This is a genomic window from Tessaracoccus oleiagri (genome assembly GCF_900103275.1).
Lineage (GTDB): Bacteria > Actinomycetota > Actinomycetes > Propionibacteriales > Propionibacteriaceae > Arachnia > Arachnia oleiagri.
Map to the genome: position 1 here is coordinate 312,203 of NZ_FNGP01000002.1, position 17,376 is coordinate 329,578.

The window sequence follows — 17,376 nt, forward strand, 5'->3', positions numbered from 1 at the left end:
GATGGAACTCATCGACGAGGCCACCCGCTGGCGCGACGCCGACCCCGACCCCGACACCCGAGAGCAGCTCGACCAGCTCATCGTGCAGGCCCAGGCCGACGACCCGCACTTCGTCGGCACCGCCTTGGAGGAGCTGCGCGCCGCGTTCGCCGGCCCGCTCGAGTTCGGCACCGCCGGCCTGCGCGGCCCCCTCGGCCCCGGCCCGTCGCGCATGAACCGCGTCGTCGTCACCCAGGCCGCCGCCGGGTTCGCGCGCTGGCTGTCGCGGCAGCGCCACGAGGGCGGCAAGGTCATCGTCGGCTACGACGCCCGGCACAAGAGCGCCGAGTTCGCGCTCGACACCGCGGAGATCTTCGCCGGCGCCGGCTTCGAGGTCCTGCTCGTCGACGAGCCGACCCCCACCCCCGTGGTCGCCTTCGGCATCCAGCACTTCGGCTGCGTGGCCGGTGTCGTCGTCACCGCGTCGCACAACCCGCCGCAGGACAACGGCTACAAGGTCTACCTGGGCGACGGGTCCCAGATCGTGCCGCCGACCGACACCGAGATCGCCCAGGAGATCGCCGCCGTCGCGGCCGGCGACTGGGCCTCCCTCCCCCGCGCCGACCAGCGCAGGATCGTCGGAGACGAACTCCGCGAGGCCTACGTCGCGAGGGTGGCGTCCCTCGTCCCCGACGTGGCGCCCCGCGACGTCAACTGGGTGCACACCGCGATGCACGGCGTCGGCACCCGCGTCGTCCGCGAGGCTGTGGCGGCGGCCGGGTTCCCGGCCGCGCACGAGGTGGCGCAGCAGGCGGACCCGAACCCCGAGTTCCCCACCGTCTCCTTCCCCAACCCTGAGGAACCCGGCGCGATCGACCTCGCGCTGGCACTGGCGGAGCAGACCGAGGCCGACGTGGTCGTCGCCAACGACCCCGACGCCGACCGGTGCGCCGTCGCCGCCAGAATCGACGGAGCCTGGCGGATGCTGACGGGCGACGAGCTCGGCTCGATCCTCGGCGACGACGCGATCCGCCGCGGCGTCCCGGGGGTGTTCGCCAACTCGGTCGTCTCCTCCACCCTCCTGCGCACCATGGCCCGCAACGCCGGGCGGGAGCACCGCACCACGCTGACCGGGTTCAAGTGGATCGGTCGCGTCCCGGACCTGGCGTTCGGCTACGAGGAGGCCATCGGCTACTGCGTCGACCCGAAGGCGGTGCCGGACAAGGACGGGATCTCCACCGCGATCACCGTGCTGCGCATCGTCGCCGAGCTCCGGGCGGAGGGCCGCACGCTGGCGGACCGGCTCGACGAGATCGCCGCCCGCTACGGGCTGCACGCGACGAGCCAGCTGTCGGTCCGCGTCGCCGACCTCTCCCTCATCGCCGACGCGATGGCGCGGCTGCGCGCCAACCCTCCCGCGACGCTCCTCGGCGAGCCGGTGGCCGTCGACGACCTCAGCGGCGGCAAGGACGGGCTCCCGCCCACGGACGCCGTCGAGCTGACCGGGCGGAGGGTGCACGTCGTGGCCCGTCCGAGCGGCACCGAGCCGAAGCTGAAGTGCTACCTCGAGGTGCGGCTGGACCCGCGCGACGACGTCGCCGCGGCCCGTGCCGAGGCGGCCGGGAAACTCGCCGACCTGCGTCGGGAGATGGCCGCCGCCCTCGGCGTCGACGCCTGAGCCGCTCCGCTGGGAGACCTTGCACCGAGCTTGGTGCAACGTCTCCCAGCGGAACCGCCCCGGGCGCCTCGTCGGTACAGTAGGGGCATGATCCGCCGGGCGTTCATCGCTGCTCTCCTCGGTCTCCTCGTCGTCCTGCTCCCGGCCCTGCCGGCGCAGGCGGCCACCAGCGCTCCCATCACCCGCTACGACGTCGACGTCAACCTTCGCGACGACGGCGTGGCCGAGGTGGTCATGGACTTCACGATGGACTTCGGGCAGTTCTCCGGCCGCGGGCCGATCCTGCAGTTCTCCACCAAGCAGTACGACGGCAACGACCGCGACTACTGGTACAACTTCGAGTACTCCCGGCCCCGGGTGAGCTCGTCGACGGGCGCGCGCACCGACCTCAGCGTCGACACCTCCAGCACCGCCGTCGTGTGGCGGATCGGCAACGAGGACGTCGTGAACTACTCTGCCCAGGACTACCGGATCGAGTTCACCCTGTCGGGCATCGTGGTGAGCGACCACCCCGAGTCCGGCCTCGACGAGTTCAACTGGAACGTCTTCAGCGGCAACGACTCCGACGTGACCGACCTCACGGTCACGGTCGGCGGCCCGGTGCCTGTGGAGCGTGCCGCCTGCTTCACAGGCTCCGCGTACGACCAGCAGTGCGACGCACGGATCAGCGAGGGCAGGGCCGTGTCGCAGCTCGCGCAACTGCCGCCCGGCCAACCCCTGCAGGTCGTCGCCGGATTCCCCGCCGGCACCTTCGGCGGCGTGGAGCAGGTCCGCACCCGGGTGCCGTCGCTGATGTCCAACCTCACGCCCGGCGTCGGTGGCTACGCGGTCGCCGGTGCCCTCGGTGTCGCGGCGATCGCGGGATCCGCCGTGCTGCACCGCCGCAACAAACGCGACCTCGTGTACCTGGGCCTCACCCCCGGCACCACACCCACCCGCGGCGAGGAGGGACGCGTCGGCCTGCAGGACACCAGCAAGATCCCGGTCGCCGTGCAGTTCCAGCCACCGAAGGGCGCCACCCCGGGCGAGGTGGGCACGCTCATCGACGCGACGGCGGACGGGATCGACGTGTCGGCCACCCTCATCGACCTCGCCGTTCGCGGCTACCTCCAGATCATCCCGGACCGCTCGGGCCGCAACTTCACCATGCGGCTCACCGGCAAGGACACCTCCGCGCTGCAGGAGTTCGAGTCGACGCTCCTGCACCGCATCTTCAAGGGCGCCCGCACCCGCACGATGGAGGAACTGCGCGAGAAGGACTTCCACACCGTGATGTCGGGGGCCCGTAGCGGCCTCTACAGCGCGATGGTGCACCGACGCTGGTTCACCAAGAACCCCCGCACCGCCGGCGCCGGCTACATCTCGCTGGCCGTCCTCTCCGCGCTCGTCGGGGCGGGGCTCGGGGTGCTGCTGTGGAACCAGTCGCTGGCGCTCGTGGGGCTACCGTTCCTGATCCTCGCCCTCGGGCTGTTCCTCGTCGCCGGGGAGGCCAGTCAGCGCACCGCGGAGGGCTCCGCGATGCTGGCGCAGGCGCGCGGGTTCGAGCTGTACCTGCGCACCGCGGAGGCGAACCAGATCAAGTTCGAGGAGGGCATCGACGTCTTCAGCCGCTACCTCCCCTACGCCATGATCTTCGGCGTCGCCGACCGCTGGGGCAAGGTCTTCGCGCAGTTGGAGCAGGAGGGCCGCTACCAGACCGACACGCGTTGGCTGCTCGCGGACGCCTACGTGTCGCCCTACTACTTCGCCTCGCTGATGCACGGCTTCTCGAACTCGTTCTCTTCCGCGATGTCCGCCTCCGCGGCGTCGTACGCCGCGGCGCAGGCCTCGAGCGGCTCCTCCGGCGGCTCGGGCTTCAGTGGCGGTGGCGGGTTCGGGGGCGGTAGCGTCGGTTCGTGGTGAACGCGCGAACCCTCCTCCTGGTGGCCGGGCCCTCCGGCAGCGGCAAGTCCCGGCTGGCGCGCCTCGGCGGCGTAGCGGCCCTGTCGCTCGACGAGTTCTACCACGACCTCGACCACCCCGGCCTGCCCCGCTCCCCGATCGGCATCACCGACTGGGACGACGCCCGCTCCTGGAACGCCGACGAGGCGCTCACCGCGCTGCGCACGCTGCTCGACGAGGGCGTGGCGGAGGTGCCCGTCTACGACATCTCGCTGTCCCGACGGGTGGGCGCGCGGGTCCTCGACTGTCATGACTCGAAGGTCATACTCGCGGAGGGTGTGTTCGCCCCCCAGACGCTTGCAGCGGTCCGACGGGCCGGGCTGCCGGCACGCGCGATATGGCTCGACCGTCCGCGCGCCAACAACTTCTCCCGCCGCCTGGCGCGCGACCTCAAGGAGAAGCGCAAGCGCCCGACGGTGCTCCTCCGGCGGGGCGTGGCCCTCTACCGCGACGAGCCCAGGCTCCGCGAGGCGGCGCTGGCCGCCGGCTTCGAGCCGATGCCGATGCGGCGGGCGCTCCGGTTGGTGCGGCGCGCCGCGGGCGCCGACTCCTAGGCGGGGATCGGGGCCCAGCTGGGCCCGGTCTGGCCGAGCTTCTCGTCGAGCTTCGCGAACAGCGGCGACGGCTTCGCGAGTGGCGTCCCAGCGACGATCGGCCGGTGCTCCCACTTCGCGAGTTGCGCGTCGTAGTCGCCCTGCAGGGTCGGGTAGGTGAGGTCGCCGTCGCTGACCTCGACGACCTGCGGCTGCGCGGCCCACAGACCCTCCCCGCCGAGCGCCTCGAAGATCTTCTGCGCCGAGTGCGGGAGGTACGGGGTGAGCAGCGTGTTGCAGTCGGAGACCACCTGCAGCGCGACGTGGAGGACCGTGTCGCGGCGGACGGGGTCGTCCTTCAGCTTCCACGGCTCCATGTCGGAGAGGTACTTGTTGGCGAGACCGACGATGCGCATCGCCTCGGTGATGCCGGCCTTGAAACGGCGCGCCTCGATGTGGTCGCCGACGGTGTCGAACGCGCGGCGGGACTCGTCGAGCAGGGTCTTGTCCTCGTCACTGAGCTCGCCGGCCTCCGGGATGGCGCCCACGTTCTTGTGCGCCATCGAGATGGACCGGTTGACGAGGTTGCCCCATTCGTTGGCGAGCTCGAAGTTCGTGCGCCGCACGAACTCCTCCCACGTGAAGTCGGTGTCCTGGTTCTCCGGGCCGGCGACCGCGATGTAGTAGCGCAGGGCGTCCGGCCCGAACTCCGCGAGGAAGTCGGTGACGAAGATCGACGCGCCCCGCGAGCTGGAGACCTTGGAGCCCTTCATCGTCATGAACTCGGAGCTCACGACCTCCGTGGGCAGCTGGAGTTCGCCCAGCGACTCGCGCGTACTGCCGCCCGCCTCGCCCTGACCGTTGCAGCCGAGCAGGATGGCGGGCCAGATGACCGAGTGGAAGACGATGTTGTCCTTGCCCATGAAGTAGTAGGACTTGGTGTCGGGCTCGTTCCAGAACCGGCGCCAGGCCTCCGGGTCGCCGGAGCGCTTGGCCCACTCCTTCGTCGCCGAGAGGTAGCCGATCACGGCGTCGAACCAGACGTAGATGCGCTTCATCGGAGCGTCGCGCCACTGGTCGAGCGGGATCCGCACGCCCCAGTCCAGGTCTCGGGTGATGGCGCGGGGCCGCAGGTCCTCGAGGAGGTTGTGGCTGAACTTCAGCACGTTCGGCCGCCAGTCCGTGCGGGTGTCGATCCACTCCCCCAGTTGCTTGGCGAGCTTCGGCAGGTCGAGGAAGAAGTGCTCGGTCTCGACGAACTCCGGCGTCTCCCCGTTGATGCGCGACTTCGGGTCGATCAGGTCGGCCGGGTCGAGCTGCTTGCCGCAGTTGTCGCACTGGTCGCCGCGCGCGTTGGTGTAGCCGCAGTGGGGACAGGTGCCCTCGATGAACCGGTCCGGCAGCGTACGCCCGGTCGACGGAGAGATCGCCCCCATCTGCGTCTCGGCGAAGATGTAGCCGTTGTCGTGGAGCGCGGTGAAGACGTCCTGGACCACCGCGGCGTGGTTCGGGGTCGTGGTGCGGGTGTAGAGGTCGTAGCTCAGCCCCAGCCCCTGCAGGTCGCGGACGATCTGTGCGTGGTACTTGTCCGCCGTCTCGCGCGCGGTGAGGCCCTCCTGGTCCGCCTTCACCTGGATCGCCGTGCCGTGCTCGTCGGATCCCGACACCATCAGCACGTTGTGCCCGCGCATTCGCATGAACCGCGAGAAGACGTCGGAGGGGACTCCGAAGCCGGACACGTGGCCGATGTGACGGGGGCCGTTGGCGTAGGGCCAGGCGACGGCGTTGAGAATGTCGGACATGGCGGTCAGTCTATCGTCCGGCGACGTGGCCCCTCACCACCTGCGAACGGCCCCAGACCCGGGCCGAGGCGCCGCTCCGGCCCCGCGCCAGCCGCTCCCCACGGAGAAGCGACCCTCCCGAGGTGCATCATGACCAACACAGAAGCGTACCGAGAGGGGAGGGGGCCATGACTACGGCATCCGCCGATCCAGGGGGTCCGATGGCGACGCGCCAGTTGGCCGCCGAGTACCAGCCGCGACGGGGCCGGCGCGCGCAGAGGTCCCGCGAGAAGTACAACCGCAAGGAGGCCATCGCCGGACTCTTGTTCATCACGCCGTGGATCATCGGCTTCCTGGTGTTCACCGTGATCTCCATGAGCTACAGCCTGGTGCTGTCCTTCACCGACTACGACCTGGCCACCAACACCATGGACCCCGTGGGGACGGAGAACTTCGAGCAGCTCGCGCAGAACCCCCGCGTGCTGCGCTCGCTGGGCAACACCTTCACCTTCGCACTGATGGCGGTCCCCGTGGAGGTCTCCATGGCGCTCCTCATCGCGATGCTGCTCAACTCGGTGCGACGGGGTGCGGGTCTCTTCCGCGTCATCTACTACCTGCCGAAGATGACGCCCGCCGTCGCCACCGCCGCGGTCTTCCTGCTGCTGCTCAACGGCAACCAGGGCGCGATCAACAAGGGCCTCGACATGATCGGCATCCAGGGCCCCCAGTGGCTGCTGGACCCGGACTGGGTGAAGCCCTCCATCGTCGTGATGTCGGCGTGGAGCGTCGCCGGGTCCGCCGTGATCCTGCTCGCCGCGCTTCAGGCGGTCCCGAAGGAGCTCTACGAGTCGGCCGCGCTCGACGGGGCGGGCCGACTCAGCCGCTTCCGCAACATCACGCTGCCGATGATCTCCCCGACGCTGTTCTTCATCGTCATCACGCTCACGATCGCGTCGCTGCAGGTGTTCGACCAGGCGTACCTGCTGTTCTACCGGGACGGCGCGAACTCCGCGGCCCCCGAAGCCGCCCTGTTCTACGGCGTGTACCTGTACCAGCAGGCCTTCCAACAGTTCAACTTCGGGCTCGCCGCCGCCATGGCCTGGCTGCTGTTCGTGATCATCCTGCTGATCACCGTGGTGCAGCTCAAGGTCGGCGAACGGCTGGTCTACTACGAAGGGGGCAAACGATGACCACCACCGCCACCAACCAGTCCGAGATCACCGCCGCCGTCCGCGCGCCCGGCACCCCGGCCCCGGCGCCGAGGCGTCGCGGCCCCGAGGGGTGGCGGTTGCGGGAGTGGCTCTTCGAGGGCATCCGCTGGATCATCCTGCTCGCGCTCGCGGCCCTCTTCATGTACCCGTTGCTGTGGCTCGTCTCGGCGAGCCTGAAACCCCGCGGAGAGGTGTTCGACAACCGGCTGATCCCGAAGACGTTCACGCCCGAGAACTACGTCGAGGTGTGGGACCGGCTGCCGTTGCTCAGCTGGCTCGGCAACTCGATCTTCATCGCGGTCGCGGCGGCGCTGTTGATGACGCTCGCCTCCTCCGCCGTCGCGTTCGGGTTCGCCTACTTCCGGTTCCCGGGGAAGAACATCCTGTTCGGCATCGTCCTCGCGACGATGATGCTGCCCGGTGCCGTGACCCTGATCCCGAACTACCTGATCTGGAAGTACCTGGGCTTCTTGGGGACGCACGTCCCCCTGTGGGGCGGCGCCCTGTTCGGCTCGGCCTTCTACATCTTCCTGATGCGGCAGTTCTACATGGGCGTGCCCCGCGAGCTGTTCGAGGCCGCCCGCGTGGACGGGTGCGGCTACTTCGGCCTCTTCACGAGGATCGCGTTCCCCCTCACGCTGCCGAGCGCGATCATCGTGTTCCTGTTCGAGTTCCAGGCCGCCTGGAACAACTTCACCGGCGCCCTGATCTACCTCAACTTCGGCGACGTGGAGGACTACACGGTCCCGCTCGGCATCAACTACGCGATGACCCAGTTCTCCCCCACCGCCGGCGGCGAGGGCGACTACCAGTACGTGATGGTCGCGGCGCTCGTCGTGACGCTGCCCATGCTGCTGCTGTTCGCCTTCGGGCAGCGGTACTTCATCCAGGGCCTCTCCAGCGGCGGCCTGAAGGGCTGAGCCGCAGGCGACGCGGACATGAAGGAAGGGGCGGCTCCGGCCGCCCCTTCCTTGTTGTGCCGCGAGGTCAGCCGAGGCTGTCCCACTCGTTCATCGCCTGCGCCTGCGCGTCGGCCAGCGCCTGCTCAACGGACTTCTCGCCACCCATCGCCGCACCGGCGGCCTGCTTGATGGCCTCGTCGATCGGGGCACCGACCGGCGAACCGCCGAACGTGCGCGTGTCCTCGAGCACCGAGTAGGCCGTCTCGATCAGCTTGTCGAAGTCCTCGTTGCCGCTGGGCGCGACGTGCGCGTCCTTGATGGCCTGGTCCGCCTCCGGGGAGCCGGTGAAGATGCCGGTGAAGATCGCGTCGTTCTCCTCCACCGTCTGGGCACGCGCCTCACCGGCGGCCTTCCAGGCGTCGAGGCTGGTGACCGTCGTGATCCACTGGCACGCGGCGACGGGGTTCTCGGCGTTGGCCGGGATGGCCAGGGCGCTACCACCGGCGTAGCCGAACGGGTTGCCGTCGGCGTCGCGCAGCGGCTGGGCGTCGAGGCTCACTTCGTCCTTCACGTTGGAAAGCACGTTGATGTACCACTGGGCCCACAGCGCGGCGGCCACCTGGTTCTGCACGTACTGGTTCTGGTCGCCGAACACGTCCCAGGTCTGCTTGAACGACGTGACCTCGGCGTAGCCGCCCTGCGCGTCGAACAGCTCGATGAGGAAGTTCATCGCCTCGACGTTGGCCGGGTCGTCGAGCGTCGGCTTGCCCTCGTCGTCCATCACCTTGCCGCCGAACGCGGTCAGCCAGGTGACGATGGAGCCCGGGATGTCCGGGTCGAAGCCGAGCTGGGTGGGCTGGGCGCCGTTCATCACGGTCAGCTGCTTCGCCAGCGCGACGAGCGCCTCCGGGTCCGACGAGTCGAACTGCTCCGCGGTCACACCCGCCGGCTCGGTGAGCGCCTTGTTGATGATGATGATCGACGGCTGGAAGAACTGCGGCGCGGCGTAGACGGAGCCGTCGTAGGTGACGTCGCCGATCACCGCGGGGTACCAGTACTCGTCCGGGGTGATCTCCTGCGAGGCGAAGCACTCGTCCATCGGCATGATCAGCCCCTGCTGCGCATACGTCGCGATGGACTGCCGGTCCATCTGGACGACGTCGGGCAGCGTGCCGGCGGCCGAGAGCGCGGCGAACTTCTGAGGGTCGAAGTTGGCGGTGTCCATCTCGACGGTGACGCCGGACAGCTTCTCCGCGGCGAGGTCCGACCGGGACAGGCCCACCTCGTCGCTCGGGTTGAAGCCGAGTGTCTTGAGGGTGCCGGACGCCTCGCCCCCGAAGTCGACGCCGCTGCCCGCATCATCCGAGCCCTCACCGTCAGGGTCCGCGGGCCCGTCGTTCCCGCCCCCGCAGGCCGTGAGCGCGAGGACGCAAGCGACACCGATCGCGGCCAGCCCCTTCGGATTCCTGAAGATCTTCATTGAGATTCCCTCCCTAGTGGTTGCCCGGATCGTACGCCCGGGCGAGGTCAGAAATCCCTGTACGTCATTCGCCCGGGGTCACCTGAGCAAACCTCATCCGCCATCCCGTGGGCGTCCGCTGCCAGAGCGAGAACCTGAGGTTCCCGTCGTGCCGCCACCGCATCCCGGCGACGTCGTCACCGTAGGCGTCGACGGCCAGCACCTCGAACTCGCTCGTCGTCGGGCTCCACGGCCCGTCGTCCAGGACCCGCTCGACGCCGCGGACGGTGTGGGCGACGAACTCAGGGTGCAGCAGTTCAGCCAGCTTCGCCACGTCGGCGCGGGTACGGCTGTCGAGCAGTTGTCGGGTGTGATTGAGGAGCACCGCCTTGACCCGCGGCGACGCCGTGCCGGGAGTCGCGGGCGGCTGGGGCGCGGGCTCACCGAGCGAGAAGAGGTCCGGCTCCGGGTCCGATTGCCCGACCGAGAACCGCGCCTCTGCGGCCTCCAGCACCGCGCCGCGGAACCCCGGCCCGGGGTCCGGCCGCCGGCCCGCCTGGAACGCCTCCGCGGCGCGGCGGGCGCGCAGGTCGGCGGCCTCGTTGAGCCGGTGGCCGGCGTGACCCTTGACCCACTCGAACTGCACTTCGCGGCCGCGCAGCGCCTCGTCGAGCGCCTTCATCAGCTCGACGTTGAGCACCGGCTTGCCGTCGCCCTTCTTCCAACCGCGCCGCTTCCAGCCCGGCAGCCACTTCGTCAGCGAGTTGATGACGTACTGCGAGTCGCAGAGGATGCGGAGCCGGCGCGGGTCGTCGACCGTCGACTCGAGCAGGTTGAGCACGGCCATCAGCTCGGCCATGTTGTTGGTGCCGTGCTCCCAGCCGCCCGCGGCCCAATGGTCGTCGTCGATGTACCAGGCCCAGCCGGCCGGGCCGGGGTTGCTGAGCGACGAGCCGTCGGCGGCCGCGACGATCTCAGCCGGCATAGCCCGGCAGGATGATCTCGTCCAGGAGCCGCTGCTTCTCGTCGTGGTGGGCGAAGGACGCGCGCATCGCCTCGACGGTGATGCGGCGGAAGTCGTCCAGGCCCCACCCGAACGCCTCGGCCACCAGCGCGAACTCGCGCGACATCGTCGTGCCGGAGACGAGGCGGTTGTCGCAGTTGATCGAGATGTTGAAGCCGAGGTCGTGCAGCACGCCGACGGGGTGCTGGGCGATCTCGTCGGCGATGCCGGTCTGCAGGTTGGACGACGGGCACACCTCCAACGGGATCTGCTGGTCCAGGACGTACTGCGCCAGACGCCCGAACCGTGGCGTGTCCCCGCCCAGCTCGATGTCCTCGACGAGTCGCACCCCGTGGCCGATGCGCCGGGCCGCACAGATCTGGAGCGCGTCGAAGATCGACTCGGGCCCGACCGCCTCGCCGGCGTGGATCGTGTAGGGGAAGTTGTGGCGACGCAGGTACTCGAACACCTTCACGAACCGGTGCGCGGAGAACCCGTCCTCCGCTCCGGCGATGTCGAAACCGACGACGCCCTGGTCGCGGTACTCGATCGCGAGCTCCGCGATCTCGTTGGTCGGGTCCCCGTGTCGCATCGACGTGACGATCTGCTTCGCGAGGATCGTGCGGCCCTGCGCGGCGGCGAGGTCCATGCCCTCCTGGAGGCCGTCCCGGACGGCCTCGACGATGGCCCTGAGGCCGAGGTCGCGGGTGATGTGCTGCTCGGGGGCGTACCGCAGTTCGGCGTAGACGACGCCGTCGGCCGCAAGGTCCTCAACGGCCTCCCTGGCGACGCGCACCAGGTGGTCACGGGTCCGCATCGCGGCGACGGTGTAGTCGAAGGTCTGCAGGTACTGCACGAGCGAGCCGGAGTTCGCGGCGTCGTAGAACCACTCGGCGAGCAGGTCCGCGTCCGTGGTGGGGATCTCGTGCCCCACCTCTCCCAGGTGGTCGACGACCGTCTGCGGCCGGAGTCCCCCGTCGAGGTGGTCGTGCAGGGCGACTTTCGGCAGCCTCTTCAGCTGTTCCAGATCCATGCGCTACACCCTAGGACCTTTGGTGGCGGCGCCGCTATGCGCGGCCCGTGACCGCCGCGATGTCCCCCGGCCCGAACGCCTGCGGCAGCACCTGGTCGAACGGCAGCACGCCCTCGGGAGTCCGTACGGTGAGCTCCGGCGAGCGGTGCTCGCTCAGGAGCTGGCGGCACCGTCCGCAGGGCATGATCACGTCGCCGTCGGCGTTCACGCAGACGAACGCGACGAGGCGGCCGCCCCCCGTCTTGGCGAGCTCCGAGACCAGCCCGCACTCGGCGCAGAGCGTGACGCCGTAGCCGGCGTTCTCCACGTTGCAGCCCGAGACCAGCCTGCCGTCGTCGACGAGCGCCGCCGCCCCCACGGGATACCCGGAGTAGGGCACGTAGGCGAGCCGGGTCATGCGGCGCGCCTCCTCGAGCAGGACGTCCCAGTCCACGGCCACGTCAGTGTCCCTTCACGTAGTGGACGCCGTCCGCGGCCGGCCCGCGCACACGGCCGATGAGGCCCGCGACGGCGATGATCGTGATCAGGTAGGGCAGGGCCTGGAGGAACTCGCTGGGCATCGGCGTCTGCAGCGGGCCCACGGTCTGCGCCAGCTGCCTCGAGAACCCGAAGAACAGCGCCATGAGGGCAGCCAGGACCGGGTGCCAGCGACCCATGATCACCGCCGCCAGCGCGATGAAGCCGTTGCCGGCCGTGACCCCGGTGGTCTGGAAGGCGCCGGAGTTGCCGATCGTGAAGAACGCGCCGCCGAGGCCCGCGAAGACGCCGCCGAGCAGCACCGAGGAGAACTTGGTGCCGACCACGTTGATGCCCACGGTGTCGGCCGCGTGGGGGTGCTCACCGACGGAGCGGACCCGCAGGCCCCACTTGGTCTTGTAGAGGACGAACCAGACGACCACGACCGACACGATGGCGATGTAGGACAGCGGCCGCTGCACGAACAGGATCGGCCCGACGAAAGGCAGCTGACTGAGCCCCGGGATGGCCACCGGCTGCATGACGGCCACCGCGTTCAGGTCGGGGCTGTCCTTCACCAGCTGGTGGAACATGAAGCCCGTGAAGCCCGTCGCGAGCAGGTTGATGACGACGCCCAGGACGACGTGGTCCATCAGGTACTTCAACGCGAAGATGCCGAGCAGGACCGCCGACAGCACCCCCGCCAGCACAGCGGCGAAGAGCGCCGCCCACAGGTTCTTGGTGAGGCCGGCGACGACGGAGGCGGTGAACGCGGCCGTCAGCATCTGGCCCTCGATGGCCACGTTGACGACGCCGGCGCGTTCCGACAGGACGCCGCACATGGCGCCGAGCATGATCGGCGTGGCGTACTGCAGCGTGCCGTTGAGCTGGTTGGTGAGCGTGAACGGCAGCGGCGCGTCAGCGGCCACCCAGACGATGAAGCCGACGAGCAGCGCGACGCCCGCGAGGACGCCCAGCCAGGTGGAGTACGGCTTGGGGACCCGCTTGGCGACGAAGAACCCGCCGACGAACAGCAGCACCGCGGCAGCGAGCGCGACCACGGGTACGGCCGGCACCTCGATGGTGGGCAGTTTGATCTCGTCGAAGGCGTCCGAGAGCGCGATCCGCGACGTACCCGTCGACGTGAACGCGGCGACGGCCAGAAGGAGGCCGACGATCGCGATCAGCGTGCCCGAGGAGAGCCGCTGCCGGCGCTTGGCCGGCGACTCGACGGTCTTGCTGGTCCTCACGGGCGCGTCGGGAATCACCGTGGTGCTCATGCGGCCACCGCCTTCGGCTTGGGGGTACGGGAGGTCTTGCGCTGGCGCAGGAACGGCAGCACCCACATCACGAAGGCGGGCGCGGCGACGAACAGGACGATCAGCGCCTGGATGAGGTCGACGAGGTCCGACGGCGTGTTGGCGCGCACCTGCATCGTGCGGGCGCCGGCCTTCAACGCGCCGAACAGCAGCCCTGCCAGCAGCACGCCGACGGGGCGCGACCTCCCGAGGAGCGCGACCGTGATCGCGTCGAAGCCGATCGCGCCGACGATGCCGACCGAGAGCTGGGTCGGGAAGCTGGTGATGAGTTCCGGCGCGGTGACCGCGTTCACACCGGCCATGCCGGCCAGGGCGCCGGAGATTGCCATGGTGACGATGGTCACCCGGGAGACGTTGATGCCCGCCACCGCCGCGGCGTGGGGGTTCAGGCCCACGGCCTGGATGCGGAGGCCGAGCGTGGTGCGCTCGAGGATCCACCAGACCAGCACGACCGCCAACAGTGCGAGCAGGAAGCCGAGGTGGAGGCGGCTGCCGGCCAGGCGCGGCATCGTCGCGGACCACTCCACGACGGGGCCGATGGGGTCGTTGCGGCCGGGCGCCATGAACGCGGGCCGCTGCAGCAGGAACTGCAGCAGGTAGACGGCGAGGTAGTTCATCATGATGGTCACGATGACCTCGTGGGCCCCGGTCTTGGCCTTGAGGAAGCCGACGATGCCGCCCCAGATGGTGCCCATCGCCACGCCGACGAGGATCACCAGCGGCAGGTGCACGAACAGCGGCAGGCCCTTGACGGTGAAGCCGATGAACGCGCCCCAGATGGCGCCCATGATCGCCTGGCCCTGGCCACCGATGTTGAAGAGGCCCGCCCGGAAGGCGAGCGCGATGCCGAGCCCGGCGAGGATGAGCGGCGTCGCCTGCGCGGTGGTCTCGGTGAACGCCACCCACGAGCCGAACGAGCCCTGGAGCAGGGAGATGTACGTCAGCGAGATCTTCTCCCACGAGGCGCCCAGCGCGTCACCCGGCCGGGCGAAGAAGTAGCCCCACTTCTCCCCCACCTCGGGGTCGAGGATGATCATCACGATCGAGCCGACGATGAACGCCAGCACGAGGGACCAGAAGGTCACCGCCGCCGAGTTCAGCCACTTGCTGTACGACGCCTTCGGCTTCGTCTCGGGCTTGTGGTCCTTCGGTGGCGCCTCCTCGACGCGCTTGGCCTCACTCACCGCTGCCTTCCCTTCCCGCGATCGCGTCCTCGTAGCTCACGCCGGCCATCATCAGGCCCAGCACCTCGCGCGGCGTGTCCGGCGGCACGATGCCGACGATGCGGCCGCGGTACATCACGGCGATGCTGTCCGCCAGCGACTCGACCTCCTCCAACTCCGTGGAGATGATGAGCACGGCGGTGCCGGCGTCACGCTCGGCGACGATGCGCTTGTGGAGGAACTCGATGGCGCCGACGTCGACGCCTCGGGTGGGCTGGTTGGCCAGCAGGAGGCTGAGGTCCCGCGAGAGTTCCCGCGCCAGCACCACCTTCTGCTGGTTGCCGCCCGAGAGCGAGTTGAGGGGGGCGGTGTGCGAGCTCGTGCGGATGTCGAACTCCTCGATCCGCTCGATCGCATTGGCCTCGATGGCGTCGAGCCTCAGGTTGCCGCGGTTGGCGAATTCCCGGAGGTTGTTGATGACCAGGTTCTGAGCGATGGAGAACTCGCCGACGAAGCCGTCGCGGCGCCGGTCCTCGGGCACGTAGCCGAGCCCTGCTCTGAGCGTCTCCGCCGGGGGCGCGTCGGTGATGTCGACGCCGTCGAGGGTGACGGTCCCGATCGCCACGGGCAGCGTGCCGAGCAGCGCCTCGGCGAGTTCGGTCTGGCCGTTGCCCTGGACGCCCGCGATGACGACGATCTCCCCGCCGCGCACGGTGAGCGACAGGTCGTCCACCGCGACCGCCCCCGACGGCGCGGCGACGGTGACTCCGTCGAGGACGAGGCGCGGCTCGCCCGGCCGGGCGGGCGCCTTGCTCACCTGGAGCGACACGTCGCGGCCCACCATCATCGAGGCGAGCTCGGTCTCGGAGGCGTCCGGCGTGGCTTGGCCGACGACCTTGCCGCGGCGGATGACGGTGATGTCGTCGGCGACCTCCTTCACCTCCCGGAGCTTGTGGGTGATGAACACGATCGCGCGGCCCTCGTCGCGCAAGGCCCGCATGACGGCCATGAGCTCGTCGATCTCCTGCGGTGTGAGCACGGCGGTGGGCTCGTCGAGGATGAGGTAGCGGGCGCCGCCGGCCAGCGCCTTCAGGATCTCGACCCTCTGCTGGAGGCCCACGGGGAGGTCCTCCACGAGGGCGTCGGGGTCGACGTCGAGCTTGTAGCGCTCGGAGAGTTCGCGGACCCTCGCACGGGCGTCGCTGATGCTCAGCAACCCGGCGCGGCCGGGCTCGGAGCCGAGCACCATGTTCTCCGCGACGGTGAAGACGGGGATGAGCATGAAGTGCTGGTGGACCATGCCGATGCCGGCGTCCATGGCCTCCTTCGGGCCCTTCGCCAGCAGGGGCTGGTCGCCGATCGTGATCCGGCCCTCGTCGGCCTCAAGCAGCCCGAAGAGGACGTTCATGAGGGTGGACTTGCCGGCGCCGTTCTCGCCGAGGAGGCAGTGGATCCGGCCGGGGGTGATGTCGAGCGTGATGGAGTCGTTGGCGGTCAACGATCCGAAGCGCTTCGTGATGCCCTCGAGGTGCAGCACTGGAGCGCTGTGGGTGGTGGTGCTCAAGGTTCCTCCTCGCCGTCGTCGGCGGTAACAAACATAGTGGCTCGGCACCGTTGCCGAGTGAGAAACGGGAGGGGCACCCGAGGGCGCCCCTCCCGTCCGACGGGCGCCGCCAAGAGGCGGCGTCCGGCTAGTGCAGGATCACGGCTGCGAGGGAGAGGTGATCTCGATCTCGCCGGAGATGATCTTGGCCTTCAGGTCGTCCAGCTCGGCCGTGAGGCCCTCGGGCAGGTCGTCCTCGAAGTCGTGGAACGGGGCGAGCGCGACGCCTTCGTTCTCGAGGGTGCCGATGTACTCCTCGGAGGTGAACTCGTCGTTCATCGAGGCTTCGATGGCCTCGAAGACGGCGACGTCCATGCCCTTGGCGACGGAGGTGATGATGACGCTGCCGAACTCGGAGGCCGACTCGTAGCCGTCGGTGTCGACCCAGATGGCGTTGACCTTGCCGCCAGACTCCTGGGCCGCCTGGAGCGCACCCTGGCCGGCGGGGCCGGCGACGGGCATGATGATGTCCGCGCCCTGCGAGATGAGGGTCGACGCCGTGTTCTTGCCACCGGGGATATCACCGAACGGGTCGTTGCCGCCGATGAACTGGCCGTCCTGGGCCTCCTCGCTCCAGCCGAGCAGCTGGACGTCGGTGCCCTTGGTCTCGTTGTGGTACTTCACGCCCTGGTCGAAGCCGTCCATGAAGATCGTGACCGTCGGGTACTTGGCGCCGCCGAAGGTACCGACTACGCCGGTCTCCGTCATCGCGGCCGCGGTGTAGCCGGCCAGGAAGGCGGGCTGCGCCGCGTTGAACAGGAGGCCCTTCGCGTTGTCGACGCCCTCGAAGGAGTTGAAGTCGACGATCGCGAAGTCGACGTCGGGGTTCTGCTTGGCGGCGGCCTCGGTGGCGTTGGCCAGCGCGAAGCCGACGGTGACGATGATGTTGCAGCCCTCGTCGATCATCGACTGGATGTTGCCGGCGTACTCGGACTCGGCGTTGGACTCGATCTCGTTGACCTCGATGCCCAGCTCCTCCTCGGCGCGGAGCAGGCCGTTGTACGAGGTCTCGTTGAAGGACTTGTCGTCGAAGCCTCCGAAGTCGGAGACCATGCAGGCCTTGAAGTCGGCGTTGGTGGCTTCGCTCTCGGTCTCCGCGGGAGCGGAGCTCTCACCGGCCGTCGCGCTGGCGTCGTTGGTAGGGGCGGCGGTGTTCTCGGCGGGCGGTTCCGCACAGGCGCTGAGCGCGAGCAGCGACGCAGCGGCGAGCGCGCCGACGCGCATTAGCGATTTCTTCACTTTTTGTTCCTCCTTGGAAGCAATCAGGTTGATTGAGATTATTGCGTGTGATGATCCGACAACTAATCCGGCACCC

14 protein-coding genes are annotated in these 17,376 nt (G+C 69.4%); 5 read left to right on the forward strand and 9 right to left on the reverse strand.

Annotation, left to right across the window (positions count from 1 at the left end; all coding sequences use genetic code 11):
- Position 1 precedes the first annotated feature (1 nt).
- The 3 genes from BLR46_RS06445 to BLR46_RS06455 all read left to right on the forward strand — a co-directional run bounded on the left by BLR46_RS06445 (position 2) and on the right by BLR46_RS06455 (position 4,152).
- On the forward strand, positions 2 to 1,657 hold the full coding sequence (locus tag BLR46_RS06445; RefSeq protein ID WP_093250107.1) for a phospho-sugar mutase: 1,656 nt from the start codon (positions 2 to 4) through the stop codon (positions 1,655 to 1,657).
- 87 nt (positions 1,658 to 1,744) lie between these two features.
- The gene (locus BLR46_RS06450) at positions 1,745 to 3,559 is read left to right on the forward strand and encodes a DUF2207 domain-containing protein (protein WP_093250108.1); all 1,815 of its coding nucleotides are present in this window, start codon (positions 1,745 to 1,747) and stop codon (positions 3,557 to 3,559) included.
- Positions 3,553 to 4,152, forward strand: coding sequence for a uridine kinase family protein (locus tag BLR46_RS06455; RefSeq protein WP_245701557.1), 600 nt, complete (start codon positions 3,553 to 3,555; stop codon positions 4,150 to 4,152). The genes BLR46_RS06450 and BLR46_RS06455 overlap by 7 nt, the downstream gene beginning before the upstream one ends.
- Here the strand turns inward: BLR46_RS06455 and metG are convergent.
- On the reverse strand, positions 4,149 to 5,933 hold the full coding sequence (gene metG, locus BLR46_RS06460; protein ID WP_093250109.1) for a methionine--tRNA ligase: 1,785 nt from the start codon (positions 5,931 to 5,933) through the stop codon (positions 4,149 to 4,151). The genes BLR46_RS06455 and metG overlap by 4 nt on opposite strands.
- A 167-nt stretch (positions 5,934 to 6,100) precedes the next feature.
- Here metG and BLR46_RS06465 point away from each other — a divergent pair, with 167 nt between their 5' ends.
- The gene (locus BLR46_RS06465; protein ID WP_093250110.1) at positions 6,101 to 7,102 is read left to right on the forward strand and encodes a carbohydrate ABC transporter permease; all 1,002 of its coding nucleotides are present in this window, start codon (positions 6,101 to 6,103) and stop codon (positions 7,100 to 7,102) included.
- Positions 7,099 to 8,043, forward strand: a complete 945-nt coding sequence (locus BLR46_RS06470) for a carbohydrate ABC transporter permease (RefSeq protein ID WP_093250113.1) — start codon at positions 7,099 to 7,101, stop codon at positions 8,041 to 8,043. The genes BLR46_RS06465 and BLR46_RS06470 overlap by 4 nt, the downstream gene beginning before the upstream one ends.
- 67 nt (positions 8,044 to 8,110) lie before the next feature.
- Here the strand turns inward: BLR46_RS06470 and BLR46_RS06475 are convergent, their stop codons facing one another.
- The 8 genes from BLR46_RS06475 to BLR46_RS06510 form a co-directional block, all read right to left on the reverse strand.
- Positions 8,111 to 9,505, reverse strand: coding sequence for an ABC transporter substrate-binding protein (locus tag BLR46_RS06475; RefSeq protein ID WP_093250115.1), 1,395 nt, complete (start codon positions 9,503 to 9,505; stop codon positions 8,111 to 8,113).
- A 64-nt stretch (positions 9,506 to 9,569) separates the two neighbouring features.
- Positions 9,570 to 10,469 carry a ribonuclease HI family protein gene (locus BLR46_RS06480; protein WP_093250118.1) on the reverse strand — a complete coding sequence of 300 codons (900 nt, stop codon included), beginning with the start codon at positions 10,467 to 10,469 and terminating at the stop codon, positions 9,570 to 9,572.
- Entirely contained in the window at positions 10,459 to 11,520 is a 1,062-nt protein-coding gene (locus BLR46_RS06485) for an adenosine deaminase (protein ID WP_093250120.1), read from the reverse strand. Before BLR46_RS06485 ends, BLR46_RS06480 begins: the two co-directional genes overlap by 11 nt.
- A 34-nt stretch (positions 11,521 to 11,554) precedes the next feature.
- Positions 11,555 to 11,959, reverse strand: a complete 405-nt coding sequence (locus BLR46_RS06490; RefSeq protein WP_218118372.1) for a cytidine deaminase — start codon at positions 11,957 to 11,959, stop codon at positions 11,555 to 11,557.
- Between the two features lies 1 nt (position 11,960).
- Entirely contained in the window at positions 11,961 to 13,256 is a 1,296-nt protein-coding gene (locus BLR46_RS06495) for an ABC transporter permease (RefSeq protein WP_093250122.1), read from the reverse strand.
- Positions 13,253 to 14,479, reverse strand: a complete 1,227-nt coding sequence (locus BLR46_RS06500; protein ID WP_245701559.1) for an ABC transporter permease — start codon at positions 14,477 to 14,479, stop codon at positions 13,253 to 13,255. Before BLR46_RS06500 ends, BLR46_RS06495 begins: the two co-directional genes overlap by 4 nt.
- Positions 14,472 to 16,022, reverse strand: a complete 1,551-nt coding sequence (locus BLR46_RS06505) for an ABC transporter ATP-binding protein (RefSeq protein WP_245701561.1) — start codon at positions 16,020 to 16,022, stop codon at positions 14,472 to 14,474. The genes BLR46_RS06500 and BLR46_RS06505 overlap by 8 nt, the downstream gene beginning before the upstream one ends.
- 138 nt (positions 16,023 to 16,160) lie before the next feature.
- Complete coding sequence (locus tag BLR46_RS06510) at positions 16,161 to 17,300, reverse strand: BMP family lipoprotein (RefSeq protein ID WP_176761688.1); 1,140 nt, start codon at positions 17,298 to 17,300, stop codon at positions 16,161 to 16,163.
- Positions 17,301 to 17,376 lie beyond the last annotated feature (76 nt).

What these genes read in the sequence shown, in the direction of transcription:
- BLR46_RS06485 (WP_093250120.1), bottom strand. Translation starts at nt 11,520, where the DNA reads ATGGATCTGGAACAGCTGAAGAGGCTGCCGAAAGTCGCCCTGCACGAC.
- BLR46_RS06450 (WP_093250108.1), top strand. Translation starts at nt 1,745, where the DNA reads ATGATCCGCCGGGCGTTCATCGCTGCTCTCCTCGGTCTCCTCGTCGTC.
- BLR46_RS06475 (WP_093250115.1), bottom strand. Translation starts at nt 9,505, where the DNA reads ATGAAGATCTTCAGGAATCCGAAGGGGCTGGCCGCGATCGGTGTCGCT.
- BLR46_RS06465 (WP_093250110.1), top strand. Translation starts at nt 6,101, where the DNA reads ATGACTACGGCATCCGCCGATCCAGGGGGTCCGATGGCGACGCGCCAG.
- BLR46_RS06495 (WP_093250122.1), bottom strand. Translation starts at nt 13,256, where the DNA reads ATGAGCACCACGGTGATTCCCGACGCGCCCGTGAGGACCAGCAAGACC.
- BLR46_RS06480 (WP_093250118.1), bottom strand. Translation starts at nt 10,469, where the DNA reads ATGCCGGCTGAGATCGTCGCGGCCGCCGACGGCTCGTCGCTCAGCAAC.
- BLR46_RS06470 (WP_093250113.1), top strand. Translation starts at nt 7,099, where the DNA reads ATGACCACCACCGCCACCAACCAGTCCGAGATCACCGCCGCCGTCCGC.
- metG (WP_093250109.1), bottom strand. Translation starts at nt 5,933, where the DNA reads ATGTCCGACATTCTCAACGCCGTCGCCTGGCCCTACGCCAACGGCCCC.
- BLR46_RS06445 (WP_093250107.1), top strand. Translation starts at nt 2, where the DNA reads ATGGAACTCATCGACGAGGCCACCCGCTGGCGCGACGCCGACCCCGAC.